Genomic DNA, 26,715 nt, shown 5'->3' on the forward strand with positions numbered 1-26,715 from the left:
TGCGAAACGTGGAGCATGTCCGCCGCCCGAGTGACCGTCTGGCGCAGGATCAGCGCGCGAAATGCCTCCAACTGCCGGATCTTCATGGGAACCTCATCCCCCTCACGCCATAACATTTATGTATGGGCGGGCGAAAAAATGTGATTTGACGGTGCTTGCGTCGAAAATGAACCTACGTAAACCACGCAACTGGTTGTGGGTTTTTTGAAATTGCCGGGCCATAACATCACATAACCCTACTTCACGCAAGGAGCTTATCGATGAAGACTGTCGTTCCCCAAACGCTTCGCAAGCTTGCCCGCGCCGCGGCCATTTCGGTCGGTGTCGCCGGAACGGTATTCGGCGCCAGCGCTGCCTACGCCGACACCACGTTGTATGTCGGCGCTTACGGTGGTTCGTTTGAACAGATGCTCAAGAAGGACGTCATTCCCAGTTTCGAGCAGGCGAACCCCGGCACGAAGGTGGTGATCGTGCCCGGCGATTCGACGACCAACCTCGCGAAGTTGCAGGCGCAAAAAGGCAAGGCCGGCATGGATGTCGTCTTCCTCGATGACGGCCCCATGTATCAGGCCCTCCAGATGGGCTTTTGCGGCAAGCTCGCCGACGCGCCCGTCTATCACGATCTGTACGACATCGCGAAGTTCAAGGGCGGCAACGCCGTGGCGGCCGGCCTGATCGCCACAGGCATCGCCTACAACACGCGCGTGTTCCAGGCGAAGGGCTGGCCTGCGCCGACGTCGTGGCAGGACCTGTCGGATCCGAAGTACAAGGGCAGGCTCGTGATGCCGAGCATCAAGAACACGTATGGCCTGCACGGGCTGCTGGTCGAATCGAAGATCAACGGCGGCAGCGACAGCAACATCGAACCGGGCTTCCGCGCGATGGAGAAGATCGCGCCGAACGTGCTGTCGTTCGATCCGTCGCCGGGCAAGATCGCCGAGCTGTTCCAATCGGATGAGGTCGCCATCGCCGTGTGGGGCAACGGCCGCGTTCAGGCGTTGCGCCAACAGGGCATTCCGGCCGAGTTCGTGTATCCGAAGGAAGGGGCGGTGGCGCTTGCCATGGGCATGTGCGTGGTAGACAAATCCGCCAACGAAGCGCTGGCGCAGAAGTTCGTGCAAATGATTCTCTCGCCGCAGGCCCAGGCCATTCTTGCCGAAAGTGCAGGCGTTGCGCCGTCGAACAAGAAGACGCAACTCTCGATGGCGGTGGCTGCACGTGTGCCGTCGCCCGCACAGATCGACAAGCTCATCCGTGTCGACTGGGATGTCGTCAACGCGAAGCGTGCTGAGTGGACGCAGCGCTGGAACCGTCAGATCGAGCGTTAAGTCGCACGGAGACCCTAAGCGTCATGAGCACTCCATATTTGCGTCTCGAGCAACTCGGCAAGCGCTTCGGTGAGACCGTCGCGGTCGAGGGCGTCGATCTTTCGATTGAACAGGGCGAATTCATTTCCCTGTTGGGCCCGTCCGGCTGCGGCAAGACCACCACGTTGCAGATGATCGCCGGATTCGTCGCCCCCAGCAGCGGTCGTATTCTGCTGGAGGGCCGCGACCTCACGCCGGTACCGCCGGAAAAGCGCGGACTCGGGATCGTGTTCCAGAGCTACGCGCTGTTCCCCCACATGACCGTGGCGCAGAACGTTGCGTTCGGTCTGGACATGCGCCGCGTGGACCCCGGGCAGAAGCAGCGCCGCGTGCAGGACGCGCTGGAGCTGGTGCATCTCGGCCAGCACGCGCAGCGTTATCCGCGCGAACTCTCAGGCGGCCAGCGTCAGCGTGTGGCGTTGGCCCGGGCGCTGGTGATCGCACCGCCCGTGCTGTTGCTCGACGAACCGCTCTCGAATCTCGACGCCAAGCTGCGTGAGCAGATGCAGGACGAGTTGCGCGCGATTCAACGCAAGGTCGGCACGACGACCGTCATGGTGACGCACGATCAGGCCGAGGCGCTTGCGATCAGCGATCGCGTGGTGTTGCTCAACGCTGGGCATGTGGTGCGCATCGATACGCCACATGAGGTCTATGAAGACCCGCGCGCCACGTTCGCCGCGCATTTCATCGGGCAGACCAATCTCATCTCCGGTCAACTCGATGTGCGCGGCGGCGTGGCGGTGCTCGACGCACAAGGGCACCGGCTCGCCGTGTCGCCCGCGCATGCGGGGCAGGCATCGGCGGCGCAGGGCAATGGCCCGGCGACATTCAGTCTGCGGCCCGAACGCATTCGCCTGACGTCGGCGACGGCGGGGCGGCTCGCGGGCCGAGTGGGCCAGCGCAGCTTCCACGGCAACCATTGGGTGCTTACGGTATCGACGGCCCTGGGCGAGCTGCGTGTGCTCGTGTCCAACGATGGCGTGGTGGCAGCCAACGACGGCGAAGCGGTGGGGCTGGACTGGGCCGACGATGCCTTGCGTCTCGTGCGGGAGGGGGCATGAGTGCTGCGACGTCCACGCCACCGGAGGCATCGGCCATGCCGGAAATGAAAGCGACGGCGGCAATTTCGCCGGAGATCGCCAGCCAGCGCCGCTCGGCCTGGGCGCTCGTCATGCCGGCGACGCTGTACTTCCTCGTGCTGCTCGCGGTACCGCTCGTCCTGACGTTCGTGTTGAGCCTGCATGGCTTCGACGCGAACCTGGGCGGCGTGCTGCCGACGATCTCGCTGCAGCACTATGCCGACATTCTCACGGACAGTTATTTCTACGAGATCTTCCTGCGCACCTTGCTGCTCTCGGTCGGCGTGACCGTGCTCTGCGTGCTGGTCGGCGTGCCCGAAGCTTACTTCCTGTTCCGCATGCGCGATCCGTGGCGCTCGCTCTGCCTGGTGCTCGTGCTCGGGCCGCTGCTCATCTCGGTCGTTGTGCGAACGCTGGGTTGGTCGATCCTGCTGGGCCGCGAGGGGCTGGTGAACACGGTGCTCTTGAAGCTCGGGCTGATTGGACATCCCTTGCAGCTGCTCTTCACGATGGGCGCGGTGACGGTGGCGCTGGTGCATGTGCTGGTGCCGCTCATGGTGCTCTCGGTGTGGACCTCGCTCACCCGGCTCGATCCGGCCGTCGCGCATGCGGCGCGCTCGCTCGGGGCAGGGCGTGCGACGGTGATGTGGCGGGTGGTGTTGCCACAGATCACGCCGGGCATTCTCTCCGGCAGTCTGATCGTCTTCGCGTTGACGGCGAGCGCCTTCGCAACGCCGGCGCTGATTGGTGGCCGTCGCCTCAAAGTGGTCGCGACCACGGCTTACGACGAGTTCCTCGGTTCGCTGAACTGGCCGCTGGGGGCCGCGATTGCCATCGTCCTGCTGATCGTGAACGTAGCCATCATCACCGGATACAACCGCGCCATCGAGCGGCGCATTACGCGCCGTCTGGGCTGAGGGGAATGCAGATGAATCAACAAGACTCTCGGTACGACCGCAATGGCGTGGGGGCGATCGCGTTTCACGTCGTGTTTCTCGTCTTCATCCTCGCGCCGCTGGTCGTGGTGTGTCTGGTCGCCTTCACGCCGGACGACTTCCTGTCCATTCCGACGCGGCACTTTTCGTTGCGCTGGTTCGCGTCGCTCATGAACGATGAAGACTTTCTATCGGCGCTGCGCACGAGTCTGTGGCTGGGGGTGACGTCGGCCACCGTGTCGACGGTGTTGGCAGTGCCGGCGGCGATGGGGCTGGCGCGCTACCGCTTTCCGGGGCGCGCCGCGATCAACTCGTTCCTGCTCTCGCCGCTGATGATTCCGCCGGTGGTGCTCGGCATTGCGTTCCTGCGGCTGTTCACGTTGATGAACATGGGCGGCTCGTTCGTGAGCCTCGTCGCTTGCCACGCGCTGCTGATCTTCCCGTATGCGCTGCGCCTGATCATGGCGGCGCTCGTGGGGCAGGCCGACGAAAGCGAACGTGCGGCGCGCTCGCTCGGCGCCGGACGCTGGACGACGTTCCGCCGCATCACGCTACCGGCGATCCTGCCGGGGCTGGCGGGCGGATGGGTGCTCGCTTTCATCAACAGTTTCGACGAACTGACGGCCACGATCTTCGTGACGGCGCCCACCACGATCACCTTGCCGGTGCGCATCTACATGAACATGAGCGAGACAGTGGACCCGAGTGTGGCCGCCATCTCCACGCTGCTCATCGGGCTGACGTTGGCGGTGATGCTGATCCTCGATCGCGTCTACGGGCTGAACAAGGTTCTGATCGGAAATCACTAAATCATGCAAAAAACCTACGATATCGCCGTCATCGGCGGCGGCCTGGTCGGCATGGCGATTGCCTATGGGCTTGCCAAGCGCGGGCAACGCGTCGTCGTGTGCGATGGCGAAGACAACTCGCTGCGAGCCGCACGCGGCAACTTCGGACTGGTCTGGGTGCAGGGCAAAGGCGGCACGTGCACGGACTATGCCCGCTGGTCGCTGCACTCCGCCAACCTGTGGCAGAACCTGGCTGACGAGCTCTTCGCACGCACCGGCGTTTCCATCGGCTTTCAACGTCCCGGCGGGTTCAACATCGCCCAGACGCCGGAGGAGCTGGCGAGCAAGGTCGAGAACATGCGCAAGCTGCAGGAGGCCGAACCGACCCTCCGTTACGAAGTGCTCGATCACAAGGCGCTTGCCGAGCGTCTGCCGGCCATCGGCCCCGACGTGGTGGGTGCCATCTATTCGCCGAACGACGGTCACGTCAGCCCGCTTTATACGCTGCGCGCACTATTCGCCGCGTTCGAGCAGGCAGGCGGCGAGTATGCACCGAACCTGCGTGTGACCGATATTCGTCAGACGGGCAGCGCGTTTCGCGTGAGCATGGGCGACGTGTCGCTGGAAGCCGGCCGCGTCGTGCTTGCGGCCGGTCTGGGCAATCGCGATCTCGCGCCGATGGTGGGTCTACGCGCGCCAGTCAAACCGTTGCGCGGCCAGATCATCGTGACCGAGCGCGTCAAGCCGTTTCTTGACTATCCGACCATCTACGTGCGTCAGACCGTCGAGGGCTCGGTCATGCTCGGCGACTCGGCCGAAGACGTGGGCTTCAACGACGGTGTGACGCCCGACGTGCTCGCCGACATCGCCCGGCGCGGTATTGCACCGTTCCCGCTGCTCAAGAACGTGCGCGTGGTGCGCGCGTGGGGGGCGTTGAGGGTGATGACGGACGACGGTCTGCCGATCTACGAGGCCTCCGAGGCCTGTCCGGGCGCGTTCCTCGCGACCTGTCACAGCGGCGTGACGCTTGCCGCTGCGCATTGTGAAACCCTCGCGCCGTGGATTCTCGGCGCGCCGCGTCCTGCGCTACTGGATCATTTCTATGCCAAACGTTTCGCTGCTTAAGTCGCTGGCGCGCAAGGATGGCGCGACGGTGAAAGTATTTATCGAGGGCACGCCGGCCGACGTGCCGAGCGACATGAATGTGGCGGCCGCGCTGCTCTTCGTGGGCGTGACAGCGTGTCGGACCACACCGGTCACCGGCAGCGATCGCGCGCCGTTCTGCATGATGGGCGTGTGCTTCGATTGTCTCGTCGAGATCGACGGCGTGCCCAACCGGCAGGGGTGCATGACACCGGTGCGCGAAGGCATGCAGGTGCGTCGAATGAACGGTGCGAGGAGTGTGGCATGAGCACGAAAGTCGTGGATTTGTTGGTCGTCGGGGCTGGGCCTGCGGGATTGGCGGCGGCGCTCGAAGCGAAGCGTCATGGGCTCGAGCCGCTCGTCGTCGATGAGAACGGGTTGCCCGGCGGACAGATTTATCGCAGCGTGAGCCGCTCGCCGCTGGCCGACCCGGGCGTGCTCGGGCCGGACTATCTTCGTGGGCGTGGGCTCGTCGATGCCTTTACGTCGGCCGGCATCGCCTATTGGCCGCAGACGCTCGCGTGGCAGATCGGCGCCGACAGACGCGTGTCGGTCACGCGCCAGGGCGCGGGCGGCGGAACGCTGCAGATCGAGGCCGGCGCCATCGTGCTCGCTGGCGGCGCGCAAGAACGACCGTTCCCGATTCCCGGCTGGACGTTGCCCGGCGTAATGGGCGTGGGGGCGGCGCAAACGTTGCTCAAGGCGTCGGCGCTGGTGCCCGACTCCCCTGCGGTGCTCGCCGGCTGCGGCCCGTTGCTCTATCTGTTTGCCTGGCAGCTCATCAATGCCGGCGTGCCGGTACGCGCGATTCTCGACACGGCCGAGGCAAGCGGGCGCGGCGAGGCGTTGCGTCACGCGGGCGGGGCGTTGCGCGCACCGTCGTATCTGATGAAGGGCTTCAAGCTGCTGCGGGCCATTCGCGCGGCGGGCGTGCGGCACGTCAAACATGTCGAAGCGCTGCGCGTGCTGGGAACCACGCACGCCGAGGGCATCGAGTATGTCGTGGGCGGGCGTACCGATCGCATCGACACGTCGCTGGTGTTGCTGCATCAAGGGGTGATTCCGAACACGCAGGTCACGCGCTCGATCGGGTGCGAGCATGCGTGGGACGACGCGCAACTCTGTTGGCATCCGAAGACGGACGCCTGGGGCGAGACGAGCCTGCCGGGGATCTTCGTCGCGGGGGACGGTGCGGGTATCGCCGGTGCGCTTGCCGCCGAACCCTCGGGACGACTCGCTGCCGTGCAGGCCGCGGTGAAGCTCGGCAAGCTCGACGCGGCGAAGCGCGACTCGCGCGCGCTGTCGCTGCGCCGTGAGCTGGCGGCACATATGGCGATCCGCCCCTTCCTCGATGCGCTGTACCGGCCGGCCGAGGCGTTTCGCATACCGGCCGACGACAGCACCCTCGTGTGCCGCTGCGAGGAGGTGACGGCGGGCGACGTGCGGCGCATGGCGGGCTTGGGTTGTGTCGGTCCGAATCAGACGAAAAGTTTTTCGCGTTGCGGCATGGGGCCTTGTCAAGGCCGGTTCTGCGGCTTGACCGTGGCCGAACTGCTGGCGCAATCGCAGGGCTGTGCGGTGCCGGAGGTCGGGTACTATCGCATCCGTCCTCCGATCAAGCCGGTGACGTTGGGCGAGTTGGCCACCGCGGTCGGCGGCGCCGACGTCCTGAGCGAACGTGCAGACTTTCCCAAGTAGGTGAGGGGACTCGCGCCTCCCACCCGCTACTTTTTTGATTCTTTTGGAGATGTGGTTAATGAGCGATATTCAACGCCATCACACGAACGCACGGATGAGCCGTGTCGTGGTGCATAACGGGACGGTCTACATCGGCGGCCAGACGGCAGACGATCGCAGTCAGGACATCACTGGGCAGACGCAACAAGTGCTCGCAAAGATCGATGGCTATCTGAAGGACGCCGGCATCGACAAGTCGCGTCTGCTCTCGGCGCAGGTCTGGGTGAAGGACATCGAGGCCGACTTCGCCGGCATGAACGCCGTGTGGGATGCGTGGACGAGCCCGGGTAATACCCCGACGCGTGCTACGGTAGAGGCGCGTCTGGCAGCCCCCGATCTGCTCGTCGAGATTGCCGTGATCGCCGCTGCCAAGTAATCGGAGCAACCTTAAGGTGTAAGAATGGAGGGTCCGCGAATGTGAGCGGGCTTCTTCTTCTTCGTCAGTGTGCGATGCGCGGCGCCGTGATGCCATGTCGGCGCCGCTTACATCCCGAATTCGCGTAGCCCTTCGAGGTCGAGGATCGTCAACACGCCGTAGTCGACCTTGACGAGCTTGGCCTGCTCCAGCACCTTGAGCGCCAGGTTGACGCGCTGCCGTGAAACGCCGGCGAGATAGCTCAGCTCTTCCTGTGAAATCTGTACGGTGGTGTCGTCGGACGGATAGAGCGTCGGGTTGAACATCGACGACAGGGAGCGCGCAACGCGCGCGTCGGTGTCGAGTAATCGTTCGTGCTCGACCGCCGCGATGAACTGACCCAGCCGCTCATTGAGCTGAAGCGTGAGAAAGCGATTGAAGGGAATGCTCGTGTCGAGCAACCAGTCGAACGTGGCAATCGGCATATGGGCAAGGACGGAATCGCGCAGTGCCATCACATCGTATTTACGGTTCTCGCGCTTGAGCACCGACCCTTCCCCGAACCATGCCCCCGCAGGCACGCCCGTGAACGTGACGGACTTCCCGCTGGCCGATGCCGTCGCGATCTTCACCAGTCCGTCGATGACGCCAAACCAGGCGTGCGACGGGTCTCCCTTGCGGCACACATAGCCACCGCTCTCGACCGGCCGCACCTGAATCTCGGCCACGACACGTTCGCGTTGCGCGGGCGTTAGTCCTTGCGCCCATACGCTGCGTTGCAACAGGGTTTCGAGCGACATATAGGGACTTTCCCTTGATTGTCATCCGGGTGACAAATCCGTCGTGATCCATGAGGTATCGTCGCCTTGCCTGAGAGCGGCGCGACAAGTCTTCACGGCGATTCGTGCACGACGCCGAAGTGCAAGTATAGAAGCTGCCTGTCGCCAGGGATAGTCGTCGCCGCTCCATGGTGCCGACGATCACAAGCCATCGTGAATGACGAAGTGCCACTAAAAATGACGTCCGTCAGAGACGTTGCTAGCTGTAGAGAGCGTGCCACACGCACGCGCGCCGACCGAGCCACGCCACGCCCCTCGACACAAGTCGAATCGTGGCGAGACACAGGAGACAGGCATGCAGGAGCGGACCACTTTCCCGCGTTTGTTGTTGGCCCACGCGGCCACACGCGGCACCCGCACGGCATATCGGGAAAAAGATCTGGGGATCTGGCAATGCTGGACCTGGCACGCCGCCGCGCAAGAAGTCCGGATGCTGGCGTGCGCGCTGGCCGCCGCGGGCTTCAAGCGCGGAGATAACCTCGCCATTGTCGGTAATAACCGCGTTCGCCTGTACTGGGCAATGACGGCCGCGCAAGCGCTCGGCGGCGTCGCCGTGCCGCTCTATCAGGACGCCGTGGCAGCGGAAATGACGCATGTGCTCGACGAGGCCGAAATCGATTTCGCCATCGTCGAAGATCAGGAGCAGGTCGACAAGCTGTTGGCGCTGCGCGCCCAGGTGCCGAGGCTATCCCACATCATTTACGAAGATTCGCGAGGCCTGCGGGGCTACGATGCCGCGGGACTGCAGTCATACGTGTCGGCCATCGAGCAGGGGCGCGAGTTCGACGCCAGGCACCCGCGCCACTTTGACGATGCCGTGGCCGGCGGCGAGCCCGACGATACGGCGACCATCCTCTATACCTCCGGCACGACGGGCAAGCCCAAGGGCGTATGCCATTCGCACGCGGGGCTGATTGGCGCAGCGTTTCACGGAAGTGCATTCGATCGCCTCGGCCCCGGCGACGAAGTGCTGTCGTACCTGCCGATGGCTTGGGTGGGCGATCATCTGTTTTCTTACGCGCAGGCGCTGGTGGCGGGATTCACCGTCAACTGTCCGGAGTCGCCCGAAACCATCGCCACCGATATGCGCGAGATCGGGCCCACCTATTACTTTGCGCCGCCTCGCGTCTACGAGAACGTGCTCACGCAAGTGATGATTCGCATGGAAGATGCGAGTCGGGTCAAGCGCGTGATGTTCGCGCACTTCATGAACGTGGCGAACCGGTGCGGCGCGGCGGTGCTCGACGGTCGTGCGGTGTCGTGGCTCGATCGGGTCCAGTACGCACTCGGGAATCTTTGTGTGTACGGCCCGCTGCGCAACACGCTCGGCATGAGCCGGATTCGCACGGCATACACCGCTGGCGAGGCGATTGGCCCGGATCTGTTTCGGTTCTATCGCGCAATCGGTATCAATCTGAAGCAGTTCTACGGGCAGACGGAGACGTGCGCATATGTCTGCCTGCAACCGGATCGAGAGGTGCGATTCGACAGCGTGGGGCCGGTCGCGCCCGGGATGGACATCAAGATCGCCGACAACGGCGAAGTGCTGGTGCGCGGGGTGGGCTTGCTCAAGGCGTACTACAAGCGGCCCGATGCCACGTGCGAAGCCCTCGACGAGGCTGGCTATTTCCGCACGGGCGACGCCGGCATCATCGATGCCGATGGTCATCTGCGCATCATCGATCGGGCCAAGGATGTCGGCAAACTGGCCTGTGGGTCGTTGTTCGCGCCGAAGTTCATCGAGAACAAGCTCAAGTTCTTCGCGTACATCAAGGAGGCGGTGGCATTCGGCGACGGTCGCGACGGGGTGTGTGCCTTCATCAACATCGACATGGATGCCGTGGGGAACTGGGCGGAGCGGCAGAACCTCGCCTACGCCGGATATGTGGACCTGGCCTGCCATCCGCGCGTCGCCGAACTGATTCTGGGTTGCGTGGAGACTGTGAATGCGGATCTCGCCAAGGAGCGCGCCTTTTCCGCCGCGCAGGTTCAGCGCTTCGTCATTCTGCACAAGGAGCTGGACCCGGATGACGACGAACTGACGCGCACGCGCAAAGTGCGCCGCACGTTCATCGCGCAGAAATACGAGGTGCTGGTCGATGCCTTCTATTCTGGCAAGACGGTGCAATTCATCGAAACGCGCGTGAGGTTCGAGGACGGACGCGAAGGCAGCGTGAGTGCCACGCTCACGATACATCCGGCGCGTGTGATCGGTGCGCGCGAATCGACAGACGACCCTGCGCCTGCGGCATTGCGCTGCGCCGCTTGAGCGTCGCATCGACCAGCGCACCGACCTCAACATTGGCACTCAGCCAGGCACTTAGCGGGAGAAGGCATGCACGACATCCGGACATTTGGCGACGTTCTGCTCGATTTGCAGCACATCAGCCTGTCGTTTGGCGGCGTGAAGGCATTGACGGATATCTCGTTCGACGTTCGCGAGCACGAGATCCGCGCGATCATCGGCCCCAATGGCGCGGGCAAAAGTTCCATGCTCAACGTGATCAACGGCGTCTACCACCCGCAGCAGGGCGCGATTGTCTTCCGTGGGCAGTTGCGACAGCGAATGCATCCGACGTCGGCCGCGCGCCAGGGCGTGGCGCGCACGTTTCAGAACATCGCGCTGTTCAAGGGCATGACGGTGCTCGACAACATCATGACGGGCCGTAACACCCGAATGCGCTCGGGCCTGCTGGCCAGCGCGCTCTGGTGGGGCCGGGCGCGGCAAGAGGAAATGGCGAATCGCGTCAAGGTCGAAGAGATCATCGACTTTCTCGAAATTCAGCACATCCGGAAGACGCCGGTCGGACGTCTGCCTTACGGTCTGCAAAAGCGTGTCGAGTTGGCGCGCGCGCTTGCCGCCGAACCGGGGCTGCTGTTGCTCGACGAGCCGATGGCCGGCATGAATCTCGAAGAGAAGCGCGACATGTGCCGCTTCATCCTGGACGTCAACGAAGCGTTCGGCACGACGATTGTGTTGATCGAACACGACATGGGCGTAGTGATGGATATCTCCGATCGGGTCGTGGTGCTCGATTATGGCAAGAAGATCGGTGACGGAACTCCCGCTGAAGTCAGGGCGGACCCCGAAGTCATACGTGCCTATCTGGGGGTAGCGCACGGAATGCCCGCCGCCGCATGACGGCCAGGCGATAAGCGATTGCCGGCAACGCGTTGGCAACTGGGAGACATCGATGCAGTTCTTTATGGAAATCCTGATCGGCGGGCTGCTCTCCGGGGTGATGTATTCCCTCGTCGCGCTCGGCTTCGTGCTGATCTTCAAGGCATCTGGCGTGTTCAACTTTGCCCAGGGCGCGATGGTGTATTTTGCGGCGCTGTCGGTGGTCGGCCTGATGGAGCACGGCTTGCCGCTGTGGCTGGCCGCGATTGGCGCATTCGGCGTCATGGTGTTGATGAGCCTGGCGACGGAGCGCTTCGTGCTGCGAAAGCTGGTGAACCAGTCGCCTATCACGTTGTTCATGGCGACGATCGGGCTGTCGTTCTTCCTCGAAGGCCTCGCGCCTTTGTTGTGGGGCAATGAGGTGCGCCCGCTGTCGCTGGGCATCGTCGACGAGCCCATCGCATCGATCCTGGACTCGACGGGCGTGCTCGTGAGCCGCTTCGATCTGGCCGCGGCCGGCATTGCCGCCGTGCTGGTGGCGTTGCTGGCGTTGTTCTTCAAGGCCACGCGCATCGGCCGCGCGCTTCGTGCCGTGGCCGACGATCACCAGGCGGCGCTCTCGCTGGGTATTCCATTGCAACGCATCTGGGTCGTGGTGTGGAGCGTCTCCGGGTTCGTTGCGCTCGTTGCCGGCATGCTCTGGGGATCGCGCAACGGCGTGCAGTTCGCGCTGACGATGACCGCGCTCAAGGCGCTGCCGGTGCTGATCCTGGGTGGCTTCACGTCGATTCCGGGGGCGATTGTCGGGGGATTGATCATCGGCGCGGCGGAAAAGCTCGCGGAGATCTACGTGCCGCAACTGCTGGAAAGTCAGTTCAGTGGGAATTTCGGGGGCATCGAGGGCTGGTTCCCTTATGTCTTTGCGCTGCTGTTCCTGCTGGTTCGCCCGGAAGGACTGTTTGGCGAGCGGCATATCGATCGGGTCTGAGCCGACGGCTGTCAACTCCAAACGAACGTACAAGCATTTACCGCAGAGGCCATCCATGTTCTATCGCGAAGCCGGGCAGTTCAAGACCTCTTACGAAGCCGATAGCCAGATCTTTCCGATCCGCCAGGATCGGTTCGCCGTCTGCGCTTTGCTTGCCGTCGCGTTCGGCGTGCTGCCGTGGGTCGCCTCCGAATACTGGCTTACGGCGATTTTCGTGCCGTTTCTCGTGTTCTCGCTCGCGGCGTTGGGCCTCAACATCCTGACAGGCTATGCGGGGCAGTTGTCTCTGGGAACGGCGGCGTTCATGGCGGTGGGCGCCTACGCGTCGTACAACTTCCAGTTGCGCATCGAGGGCATGCCTATTCTTGCTTCGTTCACGCTGGGTGGCGTTTGCGCCGCAATTGTGGGCGTGGCGTTCGGCTTGCCATCGCTTCGCATCAAGGGCTTCTACCTGGCGGTCGCCACGCTGGCGGCCCAGTTCTTTGTGCTCTGGGTGCTGACGAAATTTCCATGGCTCTCGAACCACAGTTCGTCCGGGGTGATCACCGCGCAGAAGATCTCGATGCTCGGCGTCGACGTTGACACGCCGGTACGCAAATACCTGTTCGTGCTCGGCGTCGTCACGGTGATGGCGCTCGTGGCGAAGAACCTGGTGCGATCGCACATCGGTCGCGCGTGGATGGCGGTACGCGACATGGACGTCGCTGCCGAGGTGATCGGTATTCCGCTGATGCGCGTCAAATTGCTTGCCTTCGCGGTCAGCTCCTTCTATTGCGGTGTGGCTGGCGCGCTGTATGCCTACTGTTACCTCGGTTCCGTCGAGCCGGACGGCTTCTCACTGGATCTGTCCTTTCGCATCCTGTTCATGATCATTATCGGCGGCGTTGGCAGCGTTCTGGGGAGCTTTCTGGGCGCTGCATTCATCCTGCTGTTGCCGATTCTGCTCGATAGCGCGTTGCCAGCGATGGCCACGCTTATGCACTTGCCGTTCACGAATGCGACCGTTTCGCACATTCAGTTGATGGTGTTTGGCGGGCTCATCATCTTCTTCCTGATTGTCGAGCCGCATGGGCTGGCGCGGCTTTGGCAAATTGCCAAGGAGAAGTTGCGCATCTGGCCCTTCCCGCATTGAGGTTGGACACGGTGGCGCACGGTGCGTCGTGCGGTACCGCAGCAGCGTTTGCCATGAAAAAAACCACAGACGGAGACACAGCATGAACACGAAACAATTGACGGCATCGTTAGGCATGGCGCTCGTGCTTGGCATGGGGGGCGCCGGCGCGTCGTTTGCGCAGTCGAACGATCAGTTCATCGCACTTGCCGACTACCGGGTCGGCCCGTATGGGGCGAACGGTCAGTCCTTCTATGGCGGCTTTATCGACTATCTGCAATACGTGAATCTCAAGCATGGCGGTGTCAACGGCGTGAAGTTGACATGGGAGGAGTGCGAGACCGAGTACAACAACGCCAAGGGCGTGGAGTGCTACGAGCGTCTCAAGGGAAAGAACCCGGTCACCAAGGGCACGGCGTACCACGTGATGGCGACGGGCATTTCGTACGCGCTGATCGACAAGACGGCGACGGACAAGGTGCCGCTCGTGATGATGGGCTACGGCCGTACCGATGCGGTGGATGGCTCGGTATTCCCGTGGGCGTTCCCGCTGGTCACGACGTACCAGATGCAAGCGTCGGCCATTATCAAGTTCCTGGCCGACAAGAACCATGGCTCGCTGAACGGGAAGAAGATCGTCTACCTGTATCACGACTCGGCGTATGGCAAGGAGCCGATTGTCGCCTTGCAGGCCGAATCGAAGATCCACAAGTTCAACCTGATCGAGATTCCGGTGGCGCATCCGGGGAACGAGCAGGGCGCGCAATGGTTGCGAATTCGTCAGGAAAACCCCGACTACGTCGTGTTCTGGGGCTGGGGCGTGATGAACCAGACCGCACTCAAGGCAGCGCAAAAGGTCGGTTATCCGCGCGACAGGATCGTCGGTAGCTGGTGGGCCGGCTCCGAGGAAGACACGATTCCGGCGGGCCCGGCGGCCAAGGGGTACATGAGCGCGACCTGGAACGTGGCGGGCAAGCAGGTGCCGCTGATCGCCGACATCGAGAAGGTGGTCTATGGCGCAGGCAAGGGCAATCTGCAAGATTCGTCGAAGGTTGGCTCCGTGCTCTACAACCGCGGCGTGTCTGCGGCGGTCGCTACGGTCGAGGCGCTCAATACCGCTCAGAATAAGTTCGGCAAGGGCCGGGTCATGACGCCGGAGCAGGTGCGTTGGGCGCTCGAGAATCTGAATATCGACGCGGCCCGCCTGAAGACCCTGGGCGCCACGGGGCTGCTGCCCGACATCAAGACGAGCTGTGAGGACCACGAGGGCTCAGGCAAGGTGCGCATCCAGCAATGGGATGGGGCCAAGTGGGTGATGGTATCCGACTGGATCGAGGGCAATCGGCGTCTGATTCACCCGTTGTTCGAAGCGTCGGCCAAGCAGTATGCGAAAGAGAAGGGAATGACACCCGCCTGCTACAAGATGTGATCGACGCCGTCGTCCGCACGGCGAAGCGCAGTGCGGACGACGGTCGACGACCTACCGTCGCATCGATCCTGGAGTCATGCATGGAAGCGAGTTTGAGCGTCAACAATATCGAAGTCATCTACGACCACGTCATTCTCGTGCTCAAGGGCGTGTCGCTGACGGTGCCCGAGGGCAAGATCGTTGCATTGCTCGGGGCCAATGGGGCTGGCAAGAGTACGACGCTCAAGGCGATTTCGAATCTGCTGCAGGCCGAGCGCGGCGAAGTGACGAAAGGCACGATCGACTATCGCGGCGAGCGCGTCGAGAAGCTTACGCCGAACGGCCTCGTCACACGGGGCGTGATCCAGGTAATGGAGGGACGTCATTGCTTCGCGCACCTGACCATTGAAGAAAACCTGCTGACGGGCGGCTATGTGCGTCACGCGTCGCGTAGCGCACAACAACATGCGCTGGAGCGCATCTACGCCTATTTCCCGCGCTTGAAGACGCGACGCAAATCACAGGCGGGCTACACCTCGGGGGGCGAACAGCAAATGTGCGCGATCGGGCGCGCGATGATGGCGCAGCCGTCGATGGTGCTGCTCGATGAGCCGTCGATGGGGCTTGCACCGCAGGTCGTCGAAGAGATCTTTGCGATCGTGCGTGATTTGAATCAGCGCGAGAACGTCAGTTTTCTGCTGGCAGAGCAGAACACGATGGTGGCGCTGCGCTATGCGGACTACGGTTACATCCTTGAGAACGGGCGTGTGGTGATGGACGGCGACGCGGCATCGCTGCGCGATAACGAGGACGTCAAGGAGTTCTATCTTGGCATCGCCAAGGACGGGGACAACAGTGCGGGGAGCTTCCGCAACGTCAAGAGTTATCGACGACGCAAGCGCTGGATTGCGTGAGCGCTTGAGCGCTCGCGCTTGCCCGTGTGGACGATTGTGCACCGATCGTTAATCCTCAACGTATTTCCGTCACTATGAACGATTACTTCGACAAACTGGAAACCCGTGCGCCGGAGGTTCGCGAAAAGGCGCTGTTGGCGGCGTTGCCGACGCAGGTCGGACACGCTCAGGCGCACGCGGCGTATTTTGCACAAGCGCTCGGGGCGGTGGACGCGCGAGAGATCGGTTCGCGCCATGCACTGGCGGGTCTGCCGGTGACGCGCAAGTCCGACCTGACGGCGTTCCAGGTGCGTCATCCGCCGCTGGGGGGCTTGAATGCCACGCCTGTCGGCGCCCTGGCGCACGTCTATCAATCGCCCGGGCCGATCTATGAGCCGGACGGGCGCGGCAGCGACTGGTGGCGGTTTGCGCGCGCGATGTTTGCGGCGGGACTGCGCGCCGGTGATCTGGTCTACAACACCTACTCGTATCACTTCACGCCGGCCGGGATGATGATCGAGACCGGCGCGGCGCGGTTGGGCTGCTGCGTATTTCCTGCGGGCGTCGGGCAGACCGAATTGCAGCTCGAGGCGATTCGTCATTTGCGACCGGTCGCCTATGCAGGCACGCCGTCATTCCTGAAGATCCTGATGGAGAAGAGCGAATCGGTCGGTGCGGATGTCGGCAGTATTCGACGCGCTACGGTGTCCGGCGAGGCGCTGCCGCCTTCGTTGCGTGAGTGGTTCCGTGCGCGTGGCGTGACGGCGCGGCAGTCGTATGGCACGGCGGATTTAGGATTGATTGCGTTCGAGAGCGACGCGCAGGCGGGGTTGATCGTTGACGAAAGCGTGCTCGTCGAGTTGGTGGAGCCAGGGGGCACGAAGCCGGTGCCCGAGGGCGAAATTGGCGAAGTGGTTGTCACGAATTTCAATCCGGACTATCCGCTGATTCGGTTTGCGACGGGGGATTTGTCTGCCGTGGAGGCGGGGATCAGCCCTTGCGGGCGCACCAATATGCGGCTCAAGGGCTGGCTCGGACGCGCCGACCAGACGGTGAAGGTGCGCGGCATGTTCGTTCATCCCGGGCAGATTGGCGAAATTGCCAAGCGCTATCCAGAGTTGGTGCGCCTGAGGCTAAGGGTGGAGGGGCGTGTCGGAGAGGATCGGATGCGCCTGATTTGCGAGACGAACACTGCGCCGCCGGAAGGCTTGGCCGCACGGGTGCAGCAAACGTTGCGCGACGTGACGCGACTGCGCGGGGACGTCGATTTCGTCACCGCCGGAACACTGCCGGTGGATGGGACGTGGGTCGAGGATGCGAGAGCTTACGACTGAGTGTCGTGTCGCGGCAACGCCGATCGTCACACCGACCGACGTTGCCGCCCGAAGCTGCCGAGGGCTTATTCGGGCACCGCCACCGACGCCGGTGCGCGATAGACGGACTTCTTCCATTGCAGCCCGATGAGGCAAACCAGCGACACGGCGGCAAGGGCGCTATAGAACAGAGCCAGCGGCCACCACTGCCCCGGCCACGCGTGGGCCAGCACGGTGCCGATCAATGGCGTCAGACCGCCGGCGATCGCCGCGCAGCACTGGTACGACAGTGAAATCGCGGAGTAGCGATAGCGTACGTCAAACGCATCGGTCATGAGCCCAGCCATCACGGCATACGAACCCGACATGCACACCACCGCAATCCCGATGCCGATGACGATGGCCACAGGCCGACCCGTCGACACCAGGGCGAACATGGGATATGGCGACAGCATCGCGAGCCCGGCGGCCCACGCAAGAAACTTGACCGGCCCGACGCGTTGCGCGATCCACCCCGAAAAGAGCTGGTTGAAGAAGTGAACGAACGCCACCACGAACAGGCAGTCCAGGATCATCTCGCGACTCAAGCCAAGCGTCTGGGTGGTGAAGCTGAGCATGAATGTGTTGAGGAACCATGCGCCGGCCACGCCGATCACGTTCGCGCCCAGGCACAGCAGGACGGTGCCCCATGCATTGCGCAGCACGTCGACGATGGGAAGGCGCGCAGGCTTCTCCCGTTCGATGGCTGCCGTGAACTCCGGGGACTCCGATACGCTCGCGCGGATGAATACACCAATGACGAGCAGTACCGCGCTGGCCAGGAAGGGCAGGCGCCAGCCCCAGCCCATCAGCGTTTCGCGCGGAAGATGTCCCACCGTCTTGAAAGCGAGCAGCGCAAGAATCAATCCGGCGGGGCTGCCGAGCTGAGCGAATGACGCAAGGAAGGTGCGCTTGCGTTGCGGCGCATGCTCGCCCGCCATCAGCACCGCGCCGCCCCATTCGCCGCCGATCGCAATGCCCTGGGCGATGCGCAACACGACGAGCAGCGTGGGCGCCAGTACCCCGACGCTCGCATAAGTCGGCAGGAAACCGATGCCGACCGTGCCGATCCCCATGATCGCCAGCGTGGCGACCAAGGCTTTCTTTCGGCCGATCCGGTCGCCGATGTGGCCAAAGATCAAGCCCCCGAACGGACGCGCGAAGAACCCGACCGCAAACGTGCCGAACGATGCCAGCGTGGCGTAGAACGGATCGCCTTGCGGGAAGAAAAGCTTGTTGAAAATGAGCGCCGACGCCATCGCATAGATATAGAAGTCATACCATTCGATGGTGGTGCCGACGAAAGCGGCGAAGGCGGCACGGCCCGGCTGACGCGCCGGGCTGCCCTGAGCGTGGTTCTGCATGAAATGTCTCCAGGTAAGGACGGCCGGTCTCGATCGCCGGCTTGTTTCGAATGGGGGCTTCGAATGCGTGTTTCGGATGATCGGTCAGCGCGTTCAGCCTTTGAGTACCCCGGCGTCGAACAACCGCTGCTGCGTTTTTGCGTCGACACCGAGCGCGTCAAGCACGGCGCGGGTATCGCCGCCGAGGGTGGGCGGGGGCGTGCGATACGTCGCTGGCGTTCGCGAGAGCTTGATCGGGGTGCCGGTGCCGCGGTACGCGCCGATTTCGACGATCAGTTGGCGGTGGCGCGTATGCGGGTGCCGGGCGACGGCATCGACGGTTTGCACCGGCCCGCACGGCACGCCGCCACGAATCAGCTCGGCCGCGAGCGGCTCGCATGCATGGGCTTGCAGAAGCGTTTCCAGGATTTCCTTCAGCTCGCGGCGATGTTCGCAACGACTGCGGTTGTCCACGAAACGCGCGTCTTCGGCGAGTTCCGGCGCGTTCAGATGCGACATCAGCTTCGCGAACTGCCGGTCGTTGCCGACAGCGAGAAAGATGGGCTCGGTCGCGGTTCGGTAGCTGTCGTACGGCGTGATGTTCGGATGGGCATTGCCGGAGCGTTGCGGCGTGCGGCCGTTGCCGAAGTAGTTGGGCAAGTGCGGATGCAGCAACGAGACGGCACAGTCGTACAGCGCGATATCGAGCGACTGACCCCGACCGCTCTTTTCGCGTTCCGCGAGCGCTAGCAGAATACCCGACAGCGCATTGAGCCCGGTGACCATGTCCACCACCGGAAGACCGACGCGCAGCGCGGGGCCTTCGCTTTCGCCATTCACGCTCATCAGTCCCGTCATCGCCTGAATGGCGGCGTCGTAGCCAGGCAGGCCGCCGAGGGTGCCGTCCGGCCCGAAGCCCGAGATCGCGCAGTGAATCAAGCGCGGATAGCGCTCGGAGAGCCTGGCGTATTCCATCCCCCAACGCTCGAGCGTGCCGGGTTTGAAGTTCTCCACGAGCACGTCGGCGCCGTCGAGTAGTTGCCACAGCACTTCGCGACCTTCCTCGCGCGACAGGTCGACGCAAATCCCTTGTTTGTTCCGGTTGACGCCCACGAAATACGAGGCCGTCTCGCCAACGAAGGGAGGGCCCCAGCCGCGCGTTTCGTCGCCGCCCGGGGGTTCGAGCTTGATCACTTGGGCGCCGTGGTCAGCGAGCGCCTGCGTGCAGTACGGGCCGCCCAGCACCCGGCTCAGGTCGATGACGCGAAGTCCCTGAAGGGCGCCGGTCACACGAGCGGCGCTCATCGCGCACCGCCTTCCTGCGTGGGCATGAGCGACATCGCGGCGTCGAGGGAGACCGGCGTCTCGTCGACCAACCGACGAAGCAACGGCGCGTCGTCACGGACGTCCTTCGGCGCGAGCGGGTCGCGCGGCAGCAGCTTGTGTTCGACGATGAGGTGGGCAAGGGCAAGCCGGCGAAAGTCGGGGGCGAGGCGCGCCGCTTCCGTCGCCATGAACACTGCCGTTGTCGCGTTGTACACGGCGCCTGCCGCCTCGCGCACGTTCTCGTCGCGGCCGCACTCCGCCACGCTGTCGAGCGCGGCGCTGGCGCGCTCGAATACGTTGCGCAGCAAGGCGACGGTGGCCGGCGGCAATGCCGTATCGTCGAGCAGCGTATGAACATATTGGCCGAGCGATGCCAGCGCGCCTTCACGTCGCGTGGCCCGTGCCACGTCCAGCGCCACGATGTTGCTCGTGCCCTCCCAGATGGAGCCCAGATGCGCGTCGCGCACGAGTCGCGGGTCGGCCCACTCCTCGATATAGCCCACGCCGCCGCGCACTTCCATCGCGTCGCCGGTGGCCTGGCGAGCGTCTCGGCATGCGCGCAGCTTCACGAGCGGGGTGAGGATGCGCACGCATTTGGCCGCCAGCGCATCGCCGCGGTCGGCGCGGGGAAGGAGCGTCGCGATTTGCATGAACATCGATCGTGCCTGTTCCGCCGGCAACATGATCTTCAGCAACTGGCGCTGCATCAGCGGCATCTCGATGAGCTTGCGACCGAAGGCCGAACGATGTCTCGCCACATGAAGCGCTTCGGTGAGGGCGCGGCGCATCAGGCCGGCCGCACGTACGCCATTGGACAGACGCGACATGTTGATCATGTCCGCCATCTGCTGGAAGCCGCGGCCCACTTCGCCGATGAGATAGGCCTCGGCGCCGTCGAGCACGATTTCGCCGCTTGCCATCGAGCGGCTGCCGAGTTTGTCTTTCAGCCGAACGATCTGATAGCGGTTGCGCGTGCCGTCTTTAAGCACCTTCGGGAGCAGGAACAGCGCCAGTCCCTTCATGCCTTCGGGCGCGCCGTCCGGACGGGCGAGGACCATGGCCAAATCGGCATCGGCGTTCGAGCAGAACCACTTGTCGCCGGTCAGCTTCCAGACCTCGTTGCCGTCGGCATCGACGCCGCGGGTCGCGCGCGTCACGGTGCGTCCGGTATCGGAGCCTGCCGCCTGCTCCGTCATGAACATCGCGCCCTGGAAGAGCGTGTCGAAGTCCTGCGACACGAGCCTCGGCAGATAGCGGTCCACGAGCGCCTTCGACCCGAACTTGCGCAGCGTGCGCGTGAGCGAATCGGTCATGCTGACCGGGCAGCAGAGGCCGAATTCGGCCTGGACGAACAGGAACGTGAGCGCGTACTTGACGAGCGGCGGCGGCGCGTCGCTGCGATGACTCATCGAGGCGAGGCCGAGTTCGCTGTACGCCACGCGTTCGAGCGCGACGTAATCGGGGTGTTTCTCGATGTGCTGGATCGCCTCGCCGCGGCGCGTGCGGGGGCGAAGCGCGGGCGGATGGTGATCGGCGGTCGTCGCCCATGCATCGAGTTCGTCAGACGCGCGTTGTCCCAGTGCGACGAGTCTGTCCTGGACCCCATGGAACACCGTCTCGCCCAGGTAGCTCTTGAGCAGCGCGCCGAACGATGGGTCGCTAAGGAAGAAATTGATGCCGCGGCTATCGGGGATGTTGGACGTCTCGGGCGTTTGCCGAAGTTCGAGCATTCACTGTCTCCTGGATTATCGTGCGGCGCCTCGGCACCGTACCTTCTTGGAGACCAGCGTACGTTTCGGTCCGATAATCGTCCAATACAATTAATGGCACGTACGATAAGATCTATTTATCGTTATCCGGGGGAGCGCTTTCATGGAACTGAGGCAACTCAGATACTTCGTCGCAGTCGCGGAGGAATTGCATTTCGGCCGGGCGGCGCGTCGGCTCTTCATCTCGCAACCCGCCTTGAGTTTCGACATTCGCCGTTTCGAAGAACAACTCGGCGTGAAGCTGCTCGAGCGCAGCAACAAGTCGGTGGCGCTGACCAATGCGGGGCAAGTGCTCTTGGGCGAAGCCCGGCGGCTGTTGGAGCAGGCGGAGGACGTGGCCAAGGTCACGCTGCAGTCCGCGCACGGGCTGGCGGGACGCCTGCGCATTGGGTTCGTCAATTCGATGCTCTACCGGGGGCTACCCGAAGCCGTGCAACAGTTCGAATCGGCGCATTCGTCGGTGGAGATTGTGCTCAAGGAGATGAACACGGCGGAGCAGGTGCGAGCGTTGCAGCAGTTGCAGATCGACCTGGGATTTGCCCACTGGGGGCACTTTCCCGCCGAAGTCGAGACGCAGGTGTGGATGTCGGAGGCGCTGCTTTGTTGCCTGCCCGTCGATCACAAGCTGGCGAAGCGGCGGCGCATCGACTTGCGTCAACTCTCGGACGAGCCGTTCATCCTGTTCCCGCGCACGGTGTCTCCGCATTACCACGACCAGATCATTGCCACCTGTGTCGAGGCGGGGTTCAGTCCCCAGATCCGACATGAAGCAAGGCTGTGGCAAACGGTAGTGACAATGGTTGAATTTCAGATGGGGGTCGCCCTGGTGCCGGAAGCCTTGGCGCGCACCCGGTCTCAGCGGGCCGTCTTCATTCCGCTCGCGCGAAACACGTTCTCCTCGCAAATTCTGCGGTTGACGCGCGCCGGCAGCCAACTGGATCTGACCGAACGCTTTCTCGCCGCGCTCACGACGGACGATCGATCAAGGGCGCGCTGAATCCGCACCCCCACCGGATAGGCGACGGCCAACCCGCTGGATTGGCTGCACTCCCCCCACCTCTAAGGGTTTCCCATCATCTTGACTTCGGCTTTTCTTTCGCCAATACTTTGTCCGTACAAAGTAATAAACACCGAACAAAGTCGGTGAACCCAGCCAAGCGATCGAATTCAGGAGGAGGGAGACATGGACGCACTGCAACCCCAGGCGGAGACTACGCGCCGCATTCGTGCGAGCTACGGGCGCTATCTCGAGGAGTTCGAGGTTGGCGATATCTATGAGCACCGCCCCGGGCGCACCATCACCGAAGCCGACAACATTCACTTCTCGCTGCTGACGATGAATTTCCATCCGATGCATTGCGATGCCGCCCACGCGGCCAAGAGCGAATTCGGCCAACTGCTTGTCAATAGCGGACTGACGGTCGCCATCGTCCTCGGCATGACCGTCAACGACGTGAGCGGCAAGGCCATCGCCAACCTCGGCTGGAAAGAGATCAAGCTCACCGCCCCGGTGTTCTGTGGCGACACGCTTTACGCCGAATCGCAGGTCCTGGAGAAGCGCGAATCGCGCTCGCGTCCCACGCAAGGTATCGTCACCGTGCACACCCGCGCCTTTAACCAGAACGGCGTGCAGGTCATGGAATTCGTGCGCAGTGCACTGATTCCGAAGCGCGGCCACGGCGTCGGCGACTGAGCCGGGCGGCACGGCTCACACGGTACGTTCCAATCGACATCACGCGGGCTGCGCCGAGACGCTCGGCACCCGCGGCACGGCTCGCCGTGATGGCACGGCGATGGAGGCAAGGATGCAAGGCAACATCCGGCAAGGCGATGCAATGCCGATACCCGACGCCCTCGGTCAACCCCGAGACGTCGGCCCGACCGCAAGCCATTCCACACCCCCTACCGACGGATCCGGGCGGGTCGACGCGACCAGCGCCGCGCGCTGGGTCGATCAGTTCGGCTCGGCGCCGCTGAGCCCAGTGCATGCGGTCGCACTCGCCAACGCCGCACATGGCATCACCGACGCCGTCGCCCGCGCAGCTCGTGCGCTCGACTGGCTGACGCCCGACGCCTTCGACGCCACGCTGCGCCAGCAGGAGACATGCGATGCGCACGCTGCATGTTGATGCACCGGTCTCTGCAACGGCCTCAGCGCCGGGCCGCGAGATGTCCGACGCCACTTGCGTTGAACGAACCGCCCTGGCGCTCGACGCTGCGGGTGTCGCCGGTCTGACGGGCGGCTTCGTGCGCCTGCGTGGCGATGCAGCGCTCGACCAGGCGCGCACCGTCGACAACGCGGTCCGTGACGACGTCGCGCTGCCCAACAGCCGCGTGCTGGGGGCGACCCTCGCGCACAAGGACATGTTCTTCCGCGCCGGCGAGCTGACCGAGTGCGGCAGCCGCATCCTCGCTGGTAATCGACCGTTGCATACGGCTACCGTGCTCGCGCGCCTCGATGCAGCAGGCGCGGTCGATCTCGGTGCCCTGCACATGGCGGAGTTCGCCATGAGCCCGACAGGCTTCAACGCGCACCTCGGGCATGGCTGCAACGCCTGGTCGCCGGAGCACGTCAGTGGCGGGTCGTCCAGCGGTAGCGGCGTGGCCGTCGCGCGCGGTCTGGCGTTCGCCGCGCTCGGCTCCGATACCGGCGGCTCCGTCCGGATCCCAGCCGCCGTCAATGGCGTCACCGGCATCAAGCCGACCCAGCACGCGGTCTCGACCTACGGCGTGATGCCGCTGTCGCCGAGCCTCGATTGTGTCGGCGTGCTGGCGCGTACCGCGGTCGATGCGGCGGCGGTGCTCGAAACCGTCTGGGGGCCGGACGCCAACGATCCCCATTGCCTCGTCAGCCAGGCGCGTGATTTCACGACCGCGTTGGCGCAGCCCTTGAGCGAGCGCGACGTCGTCGCGGTGCCCGAGTTCGACACCACGGCACCGATCTCCGACGAAATCCGTGCTGCCGTTGCACGGGTGACGCAAGCGCTCGAAGCCTGCGGCGCGACCATTCGCAAAGTCGCGCTGCCCGATCTGCGCGAAGCCGGTGCGCTTGCCACGTTGGTGTTGGGCGCCGAAGCCGCCTCGATCCACGGTCAATGGCTGCGCGAGCGGCGTGACGAGTATGGCGAGCAGGTCTTGCGCCGGCTGGAGCGTGGCCTCCTGTATCCGGCCACTCGTTACGTCGACGCGCTGCGCCTGCGAGCCGGCTACACGCAGTCGTTTGTCGAGCGCTATCTGACAGGCGCACAAGCCCTGCTGCTGCCGACGTTGCCTTACGCGGTGCCGACCATTGCCGAGACGCTCGACGGCGATGCGGACGAGATCGAACGGCGCTTCGGCGACTTCTCCTACTGGACACGTGGCATCAACTACCTGGGGCTGCCGGCGGTTGCCGTACCGGCAGGGCGCACGCAGAACGGATTGCCGACCGGGGTTCAGTTGATCGGTCGCGCGTGGCACGAGGACACCCTGCTGCGTCTCGCGCATCAGTTGCAACAACATACAGACTGGCACCTGCCGTCAGTGGACCGTCTCGGGCCGCTCGATCACGCAGCGATGCCGGCGGGTCTTGATACGGCGCGATCGTCAGTGTCACAGTTAGCCATGGACAGGAAGAAGTAACGCAAGCCCAGAACGATGACGCCATCGTTCGCCGCAAGTCAATTTTTGCTCGCATCACGTTCGCTTCAGACGAACGGATGCCGCCAACGTTCAGGAGACAACCGTATGAACGCAACCTCTGTCAACGCTGGGGCCCGGCTCGACCGGCTTCCCCTGGCGAGGTTTCACTGGAAGATTCTCGGACTCATCAGTGGTGGCGCGCTACTCGACGCCTTCGATGTCTACCTCGCCGCCGGCGTGCTCGCGGCGCTGGTCAAGAGCGGCTTCTCGACGCTGCAGCTCAACGCGGCCTTCATCTCGGCCACCTTCTTCGGCATGCTGATCGGCTCTGCGCTGGCCGGCTACGTCGGCGATCGCTTCGGTCGACGCTATTCCTACCAGATCAACCTCGCCGTATTCGGCATCGCGTCGCTGTTCGCGTGCTTCGCGCCGAACATGGCCACGCTGATCGTGCTGCGTTTCATCATGGGCCTGGGCCTCGGTGCGGAGCTTGTCGTGGCCGCCGGCACGCTGTGCGAGTTCGTGCCGCCAGCCTACCGAGGACGCTGGATCTCATTGATGGGGCTCATCATCAACTCGGGTCTGCTGATCGCCACGAGTGTCGGGTACATCGTGATCCCGAACCTCGGCTGGCGCTGGATGTTTGCCATCGCAGGCGCGGGGGCGCTCGCCATCTGGATCATGCGCAAGCGCATGCCGGAATCGCCGCGCTGGCTCGAATCGGTGGGTCGCACCCAGGAAGCGGAAGCCACGCTCGCCGAGATCGAGGGCCAGGTGAAGCGTCAGTTCGGCGCGCTGCCGCCGGTGCCGCCCGCGCAGCCGGTGATGGCGCGCAACGTGCCCCTGTCGGTGCTGTTCACGAAGCCCGTGATCGGCCGCACGCTCACCGCTGCGCTCACCTGTGTCGCGATCAATGTGGCCGTGTATGGCTTCGTGGCCTGGCTGCCGACCTTCTTCGTGAAGCAGGGACTGACGGTGGTGCAATCGCTCGGATTCACCACGCTGATGGCCTTTGGCGCCCCGGGCGGTGCGTTGGTCGGTTACCTGCTGGGCGATCGCCTTGGACGTCAGCGCGGCCTCGTGCTGTTCTCGGCGGCCACGATCGTGCTCGGCTTCCTGTATCCGCAAATGCGTGATGCGGTGTCGATCTCGGTGGTCGGTTTCTGCCTGGTCACGTCGATCTATACAGTCGTCACGCTCGGTCTGTATGGCTATATCCCCGAGTTGTTCCCGACGGCGTTCCGTTTGCGTGGCACGGGCTTTGCCGGCGTGTGTGGCCGTGCGGCGTCGATGAGCACGCCGTATCTGGCTGTCGCCCTGTTCCAGCACTTCGGCATCTCCGGTGTACTGGCGATGGTGAGCGGCGTGCTGGGCCTGCTGATCGTCGCGCTGCTGGTGCTGCGCGTGGAAACCAATCAACAGTCGCTCGAAGATATCAGCGTGCCCAACGACGTCGGTCTCGGTGGCACCGCGACAACCCGCGCCATGCGTGTAGAGCACTAGCCCCAACACCTTGCATCCGTTCAGAAAGGAGACA

General features: G+C 63.8%; 24 protein-coding genes. 20 read left to right on the forward strand and 4 right to left on the reverse strand.

Translation table 11 applies throughout. The annotated features are described in order from the left end of the window. Positions 1-260: 260 nt before the first annotated feature. The 8 genes from A985_RS0110770 to A985_RS0110805 are packed head-to-tail and all read left to right on the forward strand — an operon-like array spanning position 261 to position 7,428. Complete coding sequence (locus A985_RS0110770; protein ID WP_017233413.1) at positions 261-1,328, forward strand: ABC transporter substrate-binding protein; 1,068 nt, start codon at positions 261-263, stop codon at positions 1,326-1,328. Positions 1,329-1,351: 23 nt separating this feature from the next. Then, a complete protein-coding gene (locus tag A985_RS0110775; RefSeq protein WP_017233414.1) occupies positions 1,352-2,431 on the forward strand; it encodes an ABC transporter ATP-binding protein in 1,080 nt (359 codons plus the stop codon). Continuing rightward, complete coding sequence (locus A985_RS0110780) at positions 2,428-3,366, forward strand: ABC transporter permease (RefSeq protein WP_026131846.1); 939 nt, start codon at positions 2,428-2,430, stop codon at positions 3,364-3,366. Before A985_RS0110775 ends, A985_RS0110780 begins: the two co-directional genes overlap by 4 nt. Before the next feature lie 5 nt (positions 3,367-3,371). Beyond that, a complete protein-coding gene (locus A985_RS0110785; RefSeq protein WP_017233416.1) occupies positions 3,372-4,193 on the forward strand; it encodes an ABC transporter permease subunit in 822 nt (273 codons plus the stop codon). Continuing rightward, positions 4,194-5,297 (forward strand): NAD(P)/FAD-dependent oxidoreductase, encoded by a 1,104-nt coding sequence (locus tag A985_RS0110790; RefSeq protein WP_369751573.1) that lies wholly within the window; start codon positions 4,194-4,196, stop codon positions 5,295-5,297. Next, positions 5,275-5,583, forward strand: coding sequence for a (2Fe-2S)-binding protein (locus A985_RS0110795; protein WP_017233418.1), 309 nt, complete (start codon positions 5,275-5,277; stop codon positions 5,581-5,583). The genes A985_RS0110790 and A985_RS0110795 overlap by 23 nt, the downstream gene beginning before the upstream one ends. Next, a complete protein-coding gene (locus A985_RS0110800; RefSeq protein ID WP_017233419.1) occupies positions 5,580-7,013 on the forward strand; it encodes an NAD(P)/FAD-dependent oxidoreductase in 1,434 nt (477 codons plus the stop codon). The genes A985_RS0110795 and A985_RS0110800 overlap by 4 nt, the downstream gene beginning before the upstream one ends. Before the next feature lie 58 nt (positions 7,014-7,071). After that, a complete protein-coding gene (locus A985_RS0110805) occupies positions 7,072-7,428 on the forward strand; it encodes a RidA family protein (protein ID WP_017233420.1) in 357 nt (118 codons plus the stop codon). A gap of 107 nt (positions 7,429-7,535) precedes the next feature. Here the strand turns inward: A985_RS0110805 and A985_RS0110810 are convergent, their stop codons facing one another. Continuing rightward, complete coding sequence (locus tag A985_RS0110810; RefSeq protein ID WP_017233421.1) at positions 7,536-8,207, reverse strand: Crp/Fnr family transcriptional regulator; 672 nt, start codon at positions 8,205-8,207, stop codon at positions 7,536-7,538. Between the two features lie 334 nt (positions 8,208-8,541). Here A985_RS0110810 and A985_RS0110815 point away from each other — a divergent pair, with 334 nt between their 5' ends. The 7 genes from A985_RS0110815 (at position 8,542) to A985_RS0110845 (ending at position 17,101) form a co-directional block, all read left to right on the forward strand. Further along, positions 8,542-10,515, forward strand: a complete 1,974-nt coding sequence (locus A985_RS0110815; protein ID WP_017233422.1) for a long-chain fatty acid--CoA ligase — start codon at positions 8,542-8,544, stop codon at positions 10,513-10,515. A gap of 66 nt (positions 10,516-10,581) precedes the next feature. Further along, a complete protein-coding gene (locus tag A985_RS25045) occupies positions 10,582-11,388 on the forward strand; it encodes an ABC transporter ATP-binding protein (RefSeq protein WP_017233423.1) in 807 nt (268 codons plus the stop codon). A gap of 52 nt (positions 11,389-11,440) precedes the next feature. Further along, positions 11,441-12,355 (forward strand): branched-chain amino acid ABC transporter permease, encoded by a 915-nt coding sequence (locus A985_RS0110825; RefSeq protein WP_017233424.1) that lies wholly within the window; start codon positions 11,441-11,443, stop codon positions 12,353-12,355. A gap of 55 nt (positions 12,356-12,410) precedes the next feature. Then, on the forward strand, positions 12,411-13,487 hold the full coding sequence (locus A985_RS0110830; protein ID WP_017233425.1) for a branched-chain amino acid ABC transporter permease: 1,077 nt from the start codon (positions 12,411-12,413) through the stop codon (positions 13,485-13,487). Between the two features lie 115 nt (positions 13,488-13,602). Then, positions 13,603-14,895 (forward strand): ABC transporter substrate-binding protein, encoded by a 1,293-nt coding sequence (locus A985_RS0110835; protein WP_051060141.1) that lies wholly within the window; start codon positions 13,603-13,605, stop codon positions 14,893-14,895. A gap of 80 nt (positions 14,896-14,975) precedes the next feature. Next, the gene (locus A985_RS0110840) at positions 14,976-15,788 is read left to right on the forward strand and encodes an ABC transporter ATP-binding protein (protein WP_017233427.1); all 813 of its coding nucleotides are present in this window, start codon (positions 14,976-14,978) and stop codon (positions 15,786-15,788) included. A 74-nt stretch (positions 15,789-15,862) separates the two neighbouring features. Beyond that, positions 15,863-17,101: a phenylacetate--CoA ligase family protein gene (locus A985_RS0110845; RefSeq protein ID WP_017233428.1), complete on the forward strand. Its 1,239-nt coding sequence runs from the start codon at positions 15,863-15,865 to the stop codon at positions 17,099-17,101. A 65-nt stretch (positions 17,102-17,166) separates the two neighbouring features. Here the strand turns inward: A985_RS0110845 and A985_RS0110850 are convergent, their stop codons facing one another. From A985_RS0110850 to A985_RS0110860, 3 genes are all read right to left on the reverse strand, one after another. After that, positions 17,167-18,483 (reverse strand): MFS transporter, encoded by a 1,317-nt coding sequence (locus A985_RS0110850; RefSeq protein WP_017233429.1) that lies wholly within the window; start codon positions 18,481-18,483, stop codon positions 17,167-17,169. A gap of 93 nt (positions 18,484-18,576) precedes the next feature. After that, positions 18,577-19,767, reverse strand: a complete 1,191-nt coding sequence (locus A985_RS0110855) for a CaiB/BaiF CoA-transferase family protein (protein WP_017233430.1) — start codon at positions 19,765-19,767, stop codon at positions 18,577-18,579. Further along, positions 19,764-21,518: an acyl-CoA dehydrogenase family protein gene (locus A985_RS0110860; RefSeq protein ID WP_017233431.1), complete on the reverse strand. Its 1,755-nt coding sequence runs from the start codon at positions 21,516-21,518 to the stop codon at positions 19,764-19,766. Before A985_RS0110860 ends, A985_RS0110855 begins: the two co-directional genes overlap by 4 nt. A 142-nt stretch (positions 21,519-21,660) precedes the next feature. Between A985_RS0110860 and A985_RS0110865 the strand changes: the two genes are divergently transcribed. From A985_RS0110865 to A985_RS25055, 5 genes are all read left to right on the forward strand, one after another. Then, positions 21,661-22,554, forward strand: coding sequence for a LysR family transcriptional regulator (locus A985_RS0110865; protein WP_017233432.1), 894 nt, complete (start codon positions 21,661-21,663; stop codon positions 22,552-22,554). Between the two features lie 186 nt (positions 22,555-22,740). Beyond that, positions 22,741-23,250 carry a MaoC family dehydratase gene (locus A985_RS0110870; protein ID WP_017233433.1) on the forward strand — a complete coding sequence of 170 codons (510 nt, stop codon included), beginning with the start codon at positions 22,741-22,743 and terminating at the stop codon, positions 23,248-23,250. A gap of 112 nt (positions 23,251-23,362) precedes the next feature. Further along, positions 23,363-23,686 (forward strand): hypothetical protein, encoded by a 324-nt coding sequence (locus tag A985_RS0110875; protein WP_017233434.1) that lies wholly within the window; start codon positions 23,363-23,365, stop codon positions 23,684-23,686. After that, on the forward strand, positions 23,667-25,178 hold the full coding sequence (locus tag A985_RS25050) for an amidase (protein ID WP_017233435.1): 1,512 nt from the start codon (positions 23,667-23,669) through the stop codon (positions 25,176-25,178). Before A985_RS0110875 ends, A985_RS25050 begins: the two co-directional genes overlap by 20 nt. Positions 25,179-25,283: 105 nt before the next feature. After that, on the forward strand, positions 25,284-26,681 hold the full coding sequence (locus tag A985_RS25055) for an MFS transporter (RefSeq protein WP_017233436.1): 1,398 nt from the start codon (positions 25,284-25,286) through the stop codon (positions 26,679-26,681). Positions 26,682-26,715: the final 34 nt, after the last annotated feature.

Origin of the sequence: Pandoraea sp. B-6, from assembly GCF_000282835.1 — a bacterium.
GTDB lineage: Bacteria > Pseudomonadota > Gammaproteobacteria > Burkholderiales > Burkholderiaceae > Pandoraea > Pandoraea cepalis.

Excerpts from the sequence above, each read along its gene's own strand:
- A985_RS0110770 (WP_017233413.1), top strand. The coding sequence starts at position 261 with ATGAAGACTGTCGTTCCCCAAACGCTTCGCAAGCTTGCCCGCGCCGCG.
- A985_RS0110775 (WP_017233414.1), top strand. The coding sequence starts at position 1,352 with ATGAGCACTCCATATTTGCGTCTCGAGCAACTCGGCAAGCGCTTCGGT.
- A985_RS0110780 (WP_026131846.1), top strand. The coding sequence starts at position 2,428 with ATGAGTGCTGCGACGTCCACGCCACCGGAGGCATCGGCCATGCCGGAA.
- A985_RS0110785 (WP_017233416.1), top strand. The coding sequence starts at position 3,372 with ATGCAGATGAATCAACAAGACTCTCGGTACGACCGCAATGGCGTGGGG.
- A985_RS0110795 (WP_017233418.1), top strand. The coding sequence starts at position 5,275 with ATGCCAAACGTTTCGCTGCTTAAGTCGCTGGCGCGCAAGGATGGCGCG.
- A985_RS0110800 (WP_017233419.1), top strand. The coding sequence starts at position 5,580 with ATGAGCACGAAAGTCGTGGATTTGTTGGTCGTCGGGGCTGGGCCTGCG.
- A985_RS0110805 (WP_017233420.1), top strand. The coding sequence starts at position 7,072 with ATGAGCGATATTCAACGCCATCACACGAACGCACGGATGAGCCGTGTC.
- A985_RS0110810 (WP_017233421.1), bottom strand. The coding sequence starts at position 8,207 with ATGTCGCTCGAAACCCTGTTGCAACGCAGCGTATGGGCGCAAGGACTA.
- A985_RS0110815 (WP_017233422.1), top strand. The coding sequence starts at position 8,542 with ATGCAGGAGCGGACCACTTTCCCGCGTTTGTTGTTGGCCCACGCGGCC.
- A985_RS25045 (WP_017233423.1), top strand. The coding sequence starts at position 10,582 with ATGCACGACATCCGGACATTTGGCGACGTTCTGCTCGATTTGCAGCAC.
- A985_RS0110825 (WP_017233424.1), top strand. The coding sequence starts at position 11,441 with ATGCAGTTCTTTATGGAAATCCTGATCGGCGGGCTGCTCTCCGGGGTG.
- A985_RS0110830 (WP_017233425.1), top strand. The coding sequence starts at position 12,411 with ATGTTCTATCGCGAAGCCGGGCAGTTCAAGACCTCTTACGAAGCCGAT.
- A985_RS0110835 (WP_051060141.1), top strand. The coding sequence starts at position 13,603 with ATGGCGCTCGTGCTTGGCATGGGGGGCGCCGGCGCGTCGTTTGCGCAG.
- A985_RS0110840 (WP_017233427.1), top strand. The coding sequence starts at position 14,976 with ATGGAAGCGAGTTTGAGCGTCAACAATATCGAAGTCATCTACGACCAC.
- A985_RS0110845 (WP_017233428.1), top strand. The coding sequence starts at position 15,863 with ATGAACGATTACTTCGACAAACTGGAAACCCGTGCGCCGGAGGTTCGC.
- A985_RS0110850 (WP_017233429.1), bottom strand. The coding sequence starts at position 18,483 with ATGCAGAACCACGCTCAGGGCAGCCCGGCGCGTCAGCCGGGCCGTGCC.
- A985_RS0110855 (WP_017233430.1), bottom strand. The coding sequence starts at position 19,767 with ATGAGCGCCGCTCGTGTGACCGGCGCCCTTCAGGGACTTCGCGTCATC.
- A985_RS0110860 (WP_017233431.1), bottom strand. The coding sequence starts at position 21,518 with ATGCTCGAACTTCGGCAAACGCCCGAGACGTCCAACATCCCCGATAGC.
- A985_RS0110865 (WP_017233432.1), top strand. The coding sequence starts at position 21,661 with ATGGAACTGAGGCAACTCAGATACTTCGTCGCAGTCGCGGAGGAATTG.
- A985_RS0110870 (WP_017233433.1), top strand. The coding sequence starts at position 22,741 with ATGGACGCACTGCAACCCCAGGCGGAGACTACGCGCCGCATTCGTGCG.
- A985_RS0110875 (WP_017233434.1), top strand. The coding sequence starts at position 23,363 with ATGCAAGGCAACATCCGGCAAGGCGATGCAATGCCGATACCCGACGCC.
- A985_RS25050 (WP_017233435.1), top strand. The coding sequence starts at position 23,667 with ATGCGCACGCTGCATGTTGATGCACCGGTCTCTGCAACGGCCTCAGCG.
- A985_RS25055 (WP_017233436.1), top strand. The coding sequence starts at position 25,284 with ATGAACGCAACCTCTGTCAACGCTGGGGCCCGGCTCGACCGGCTTCCC.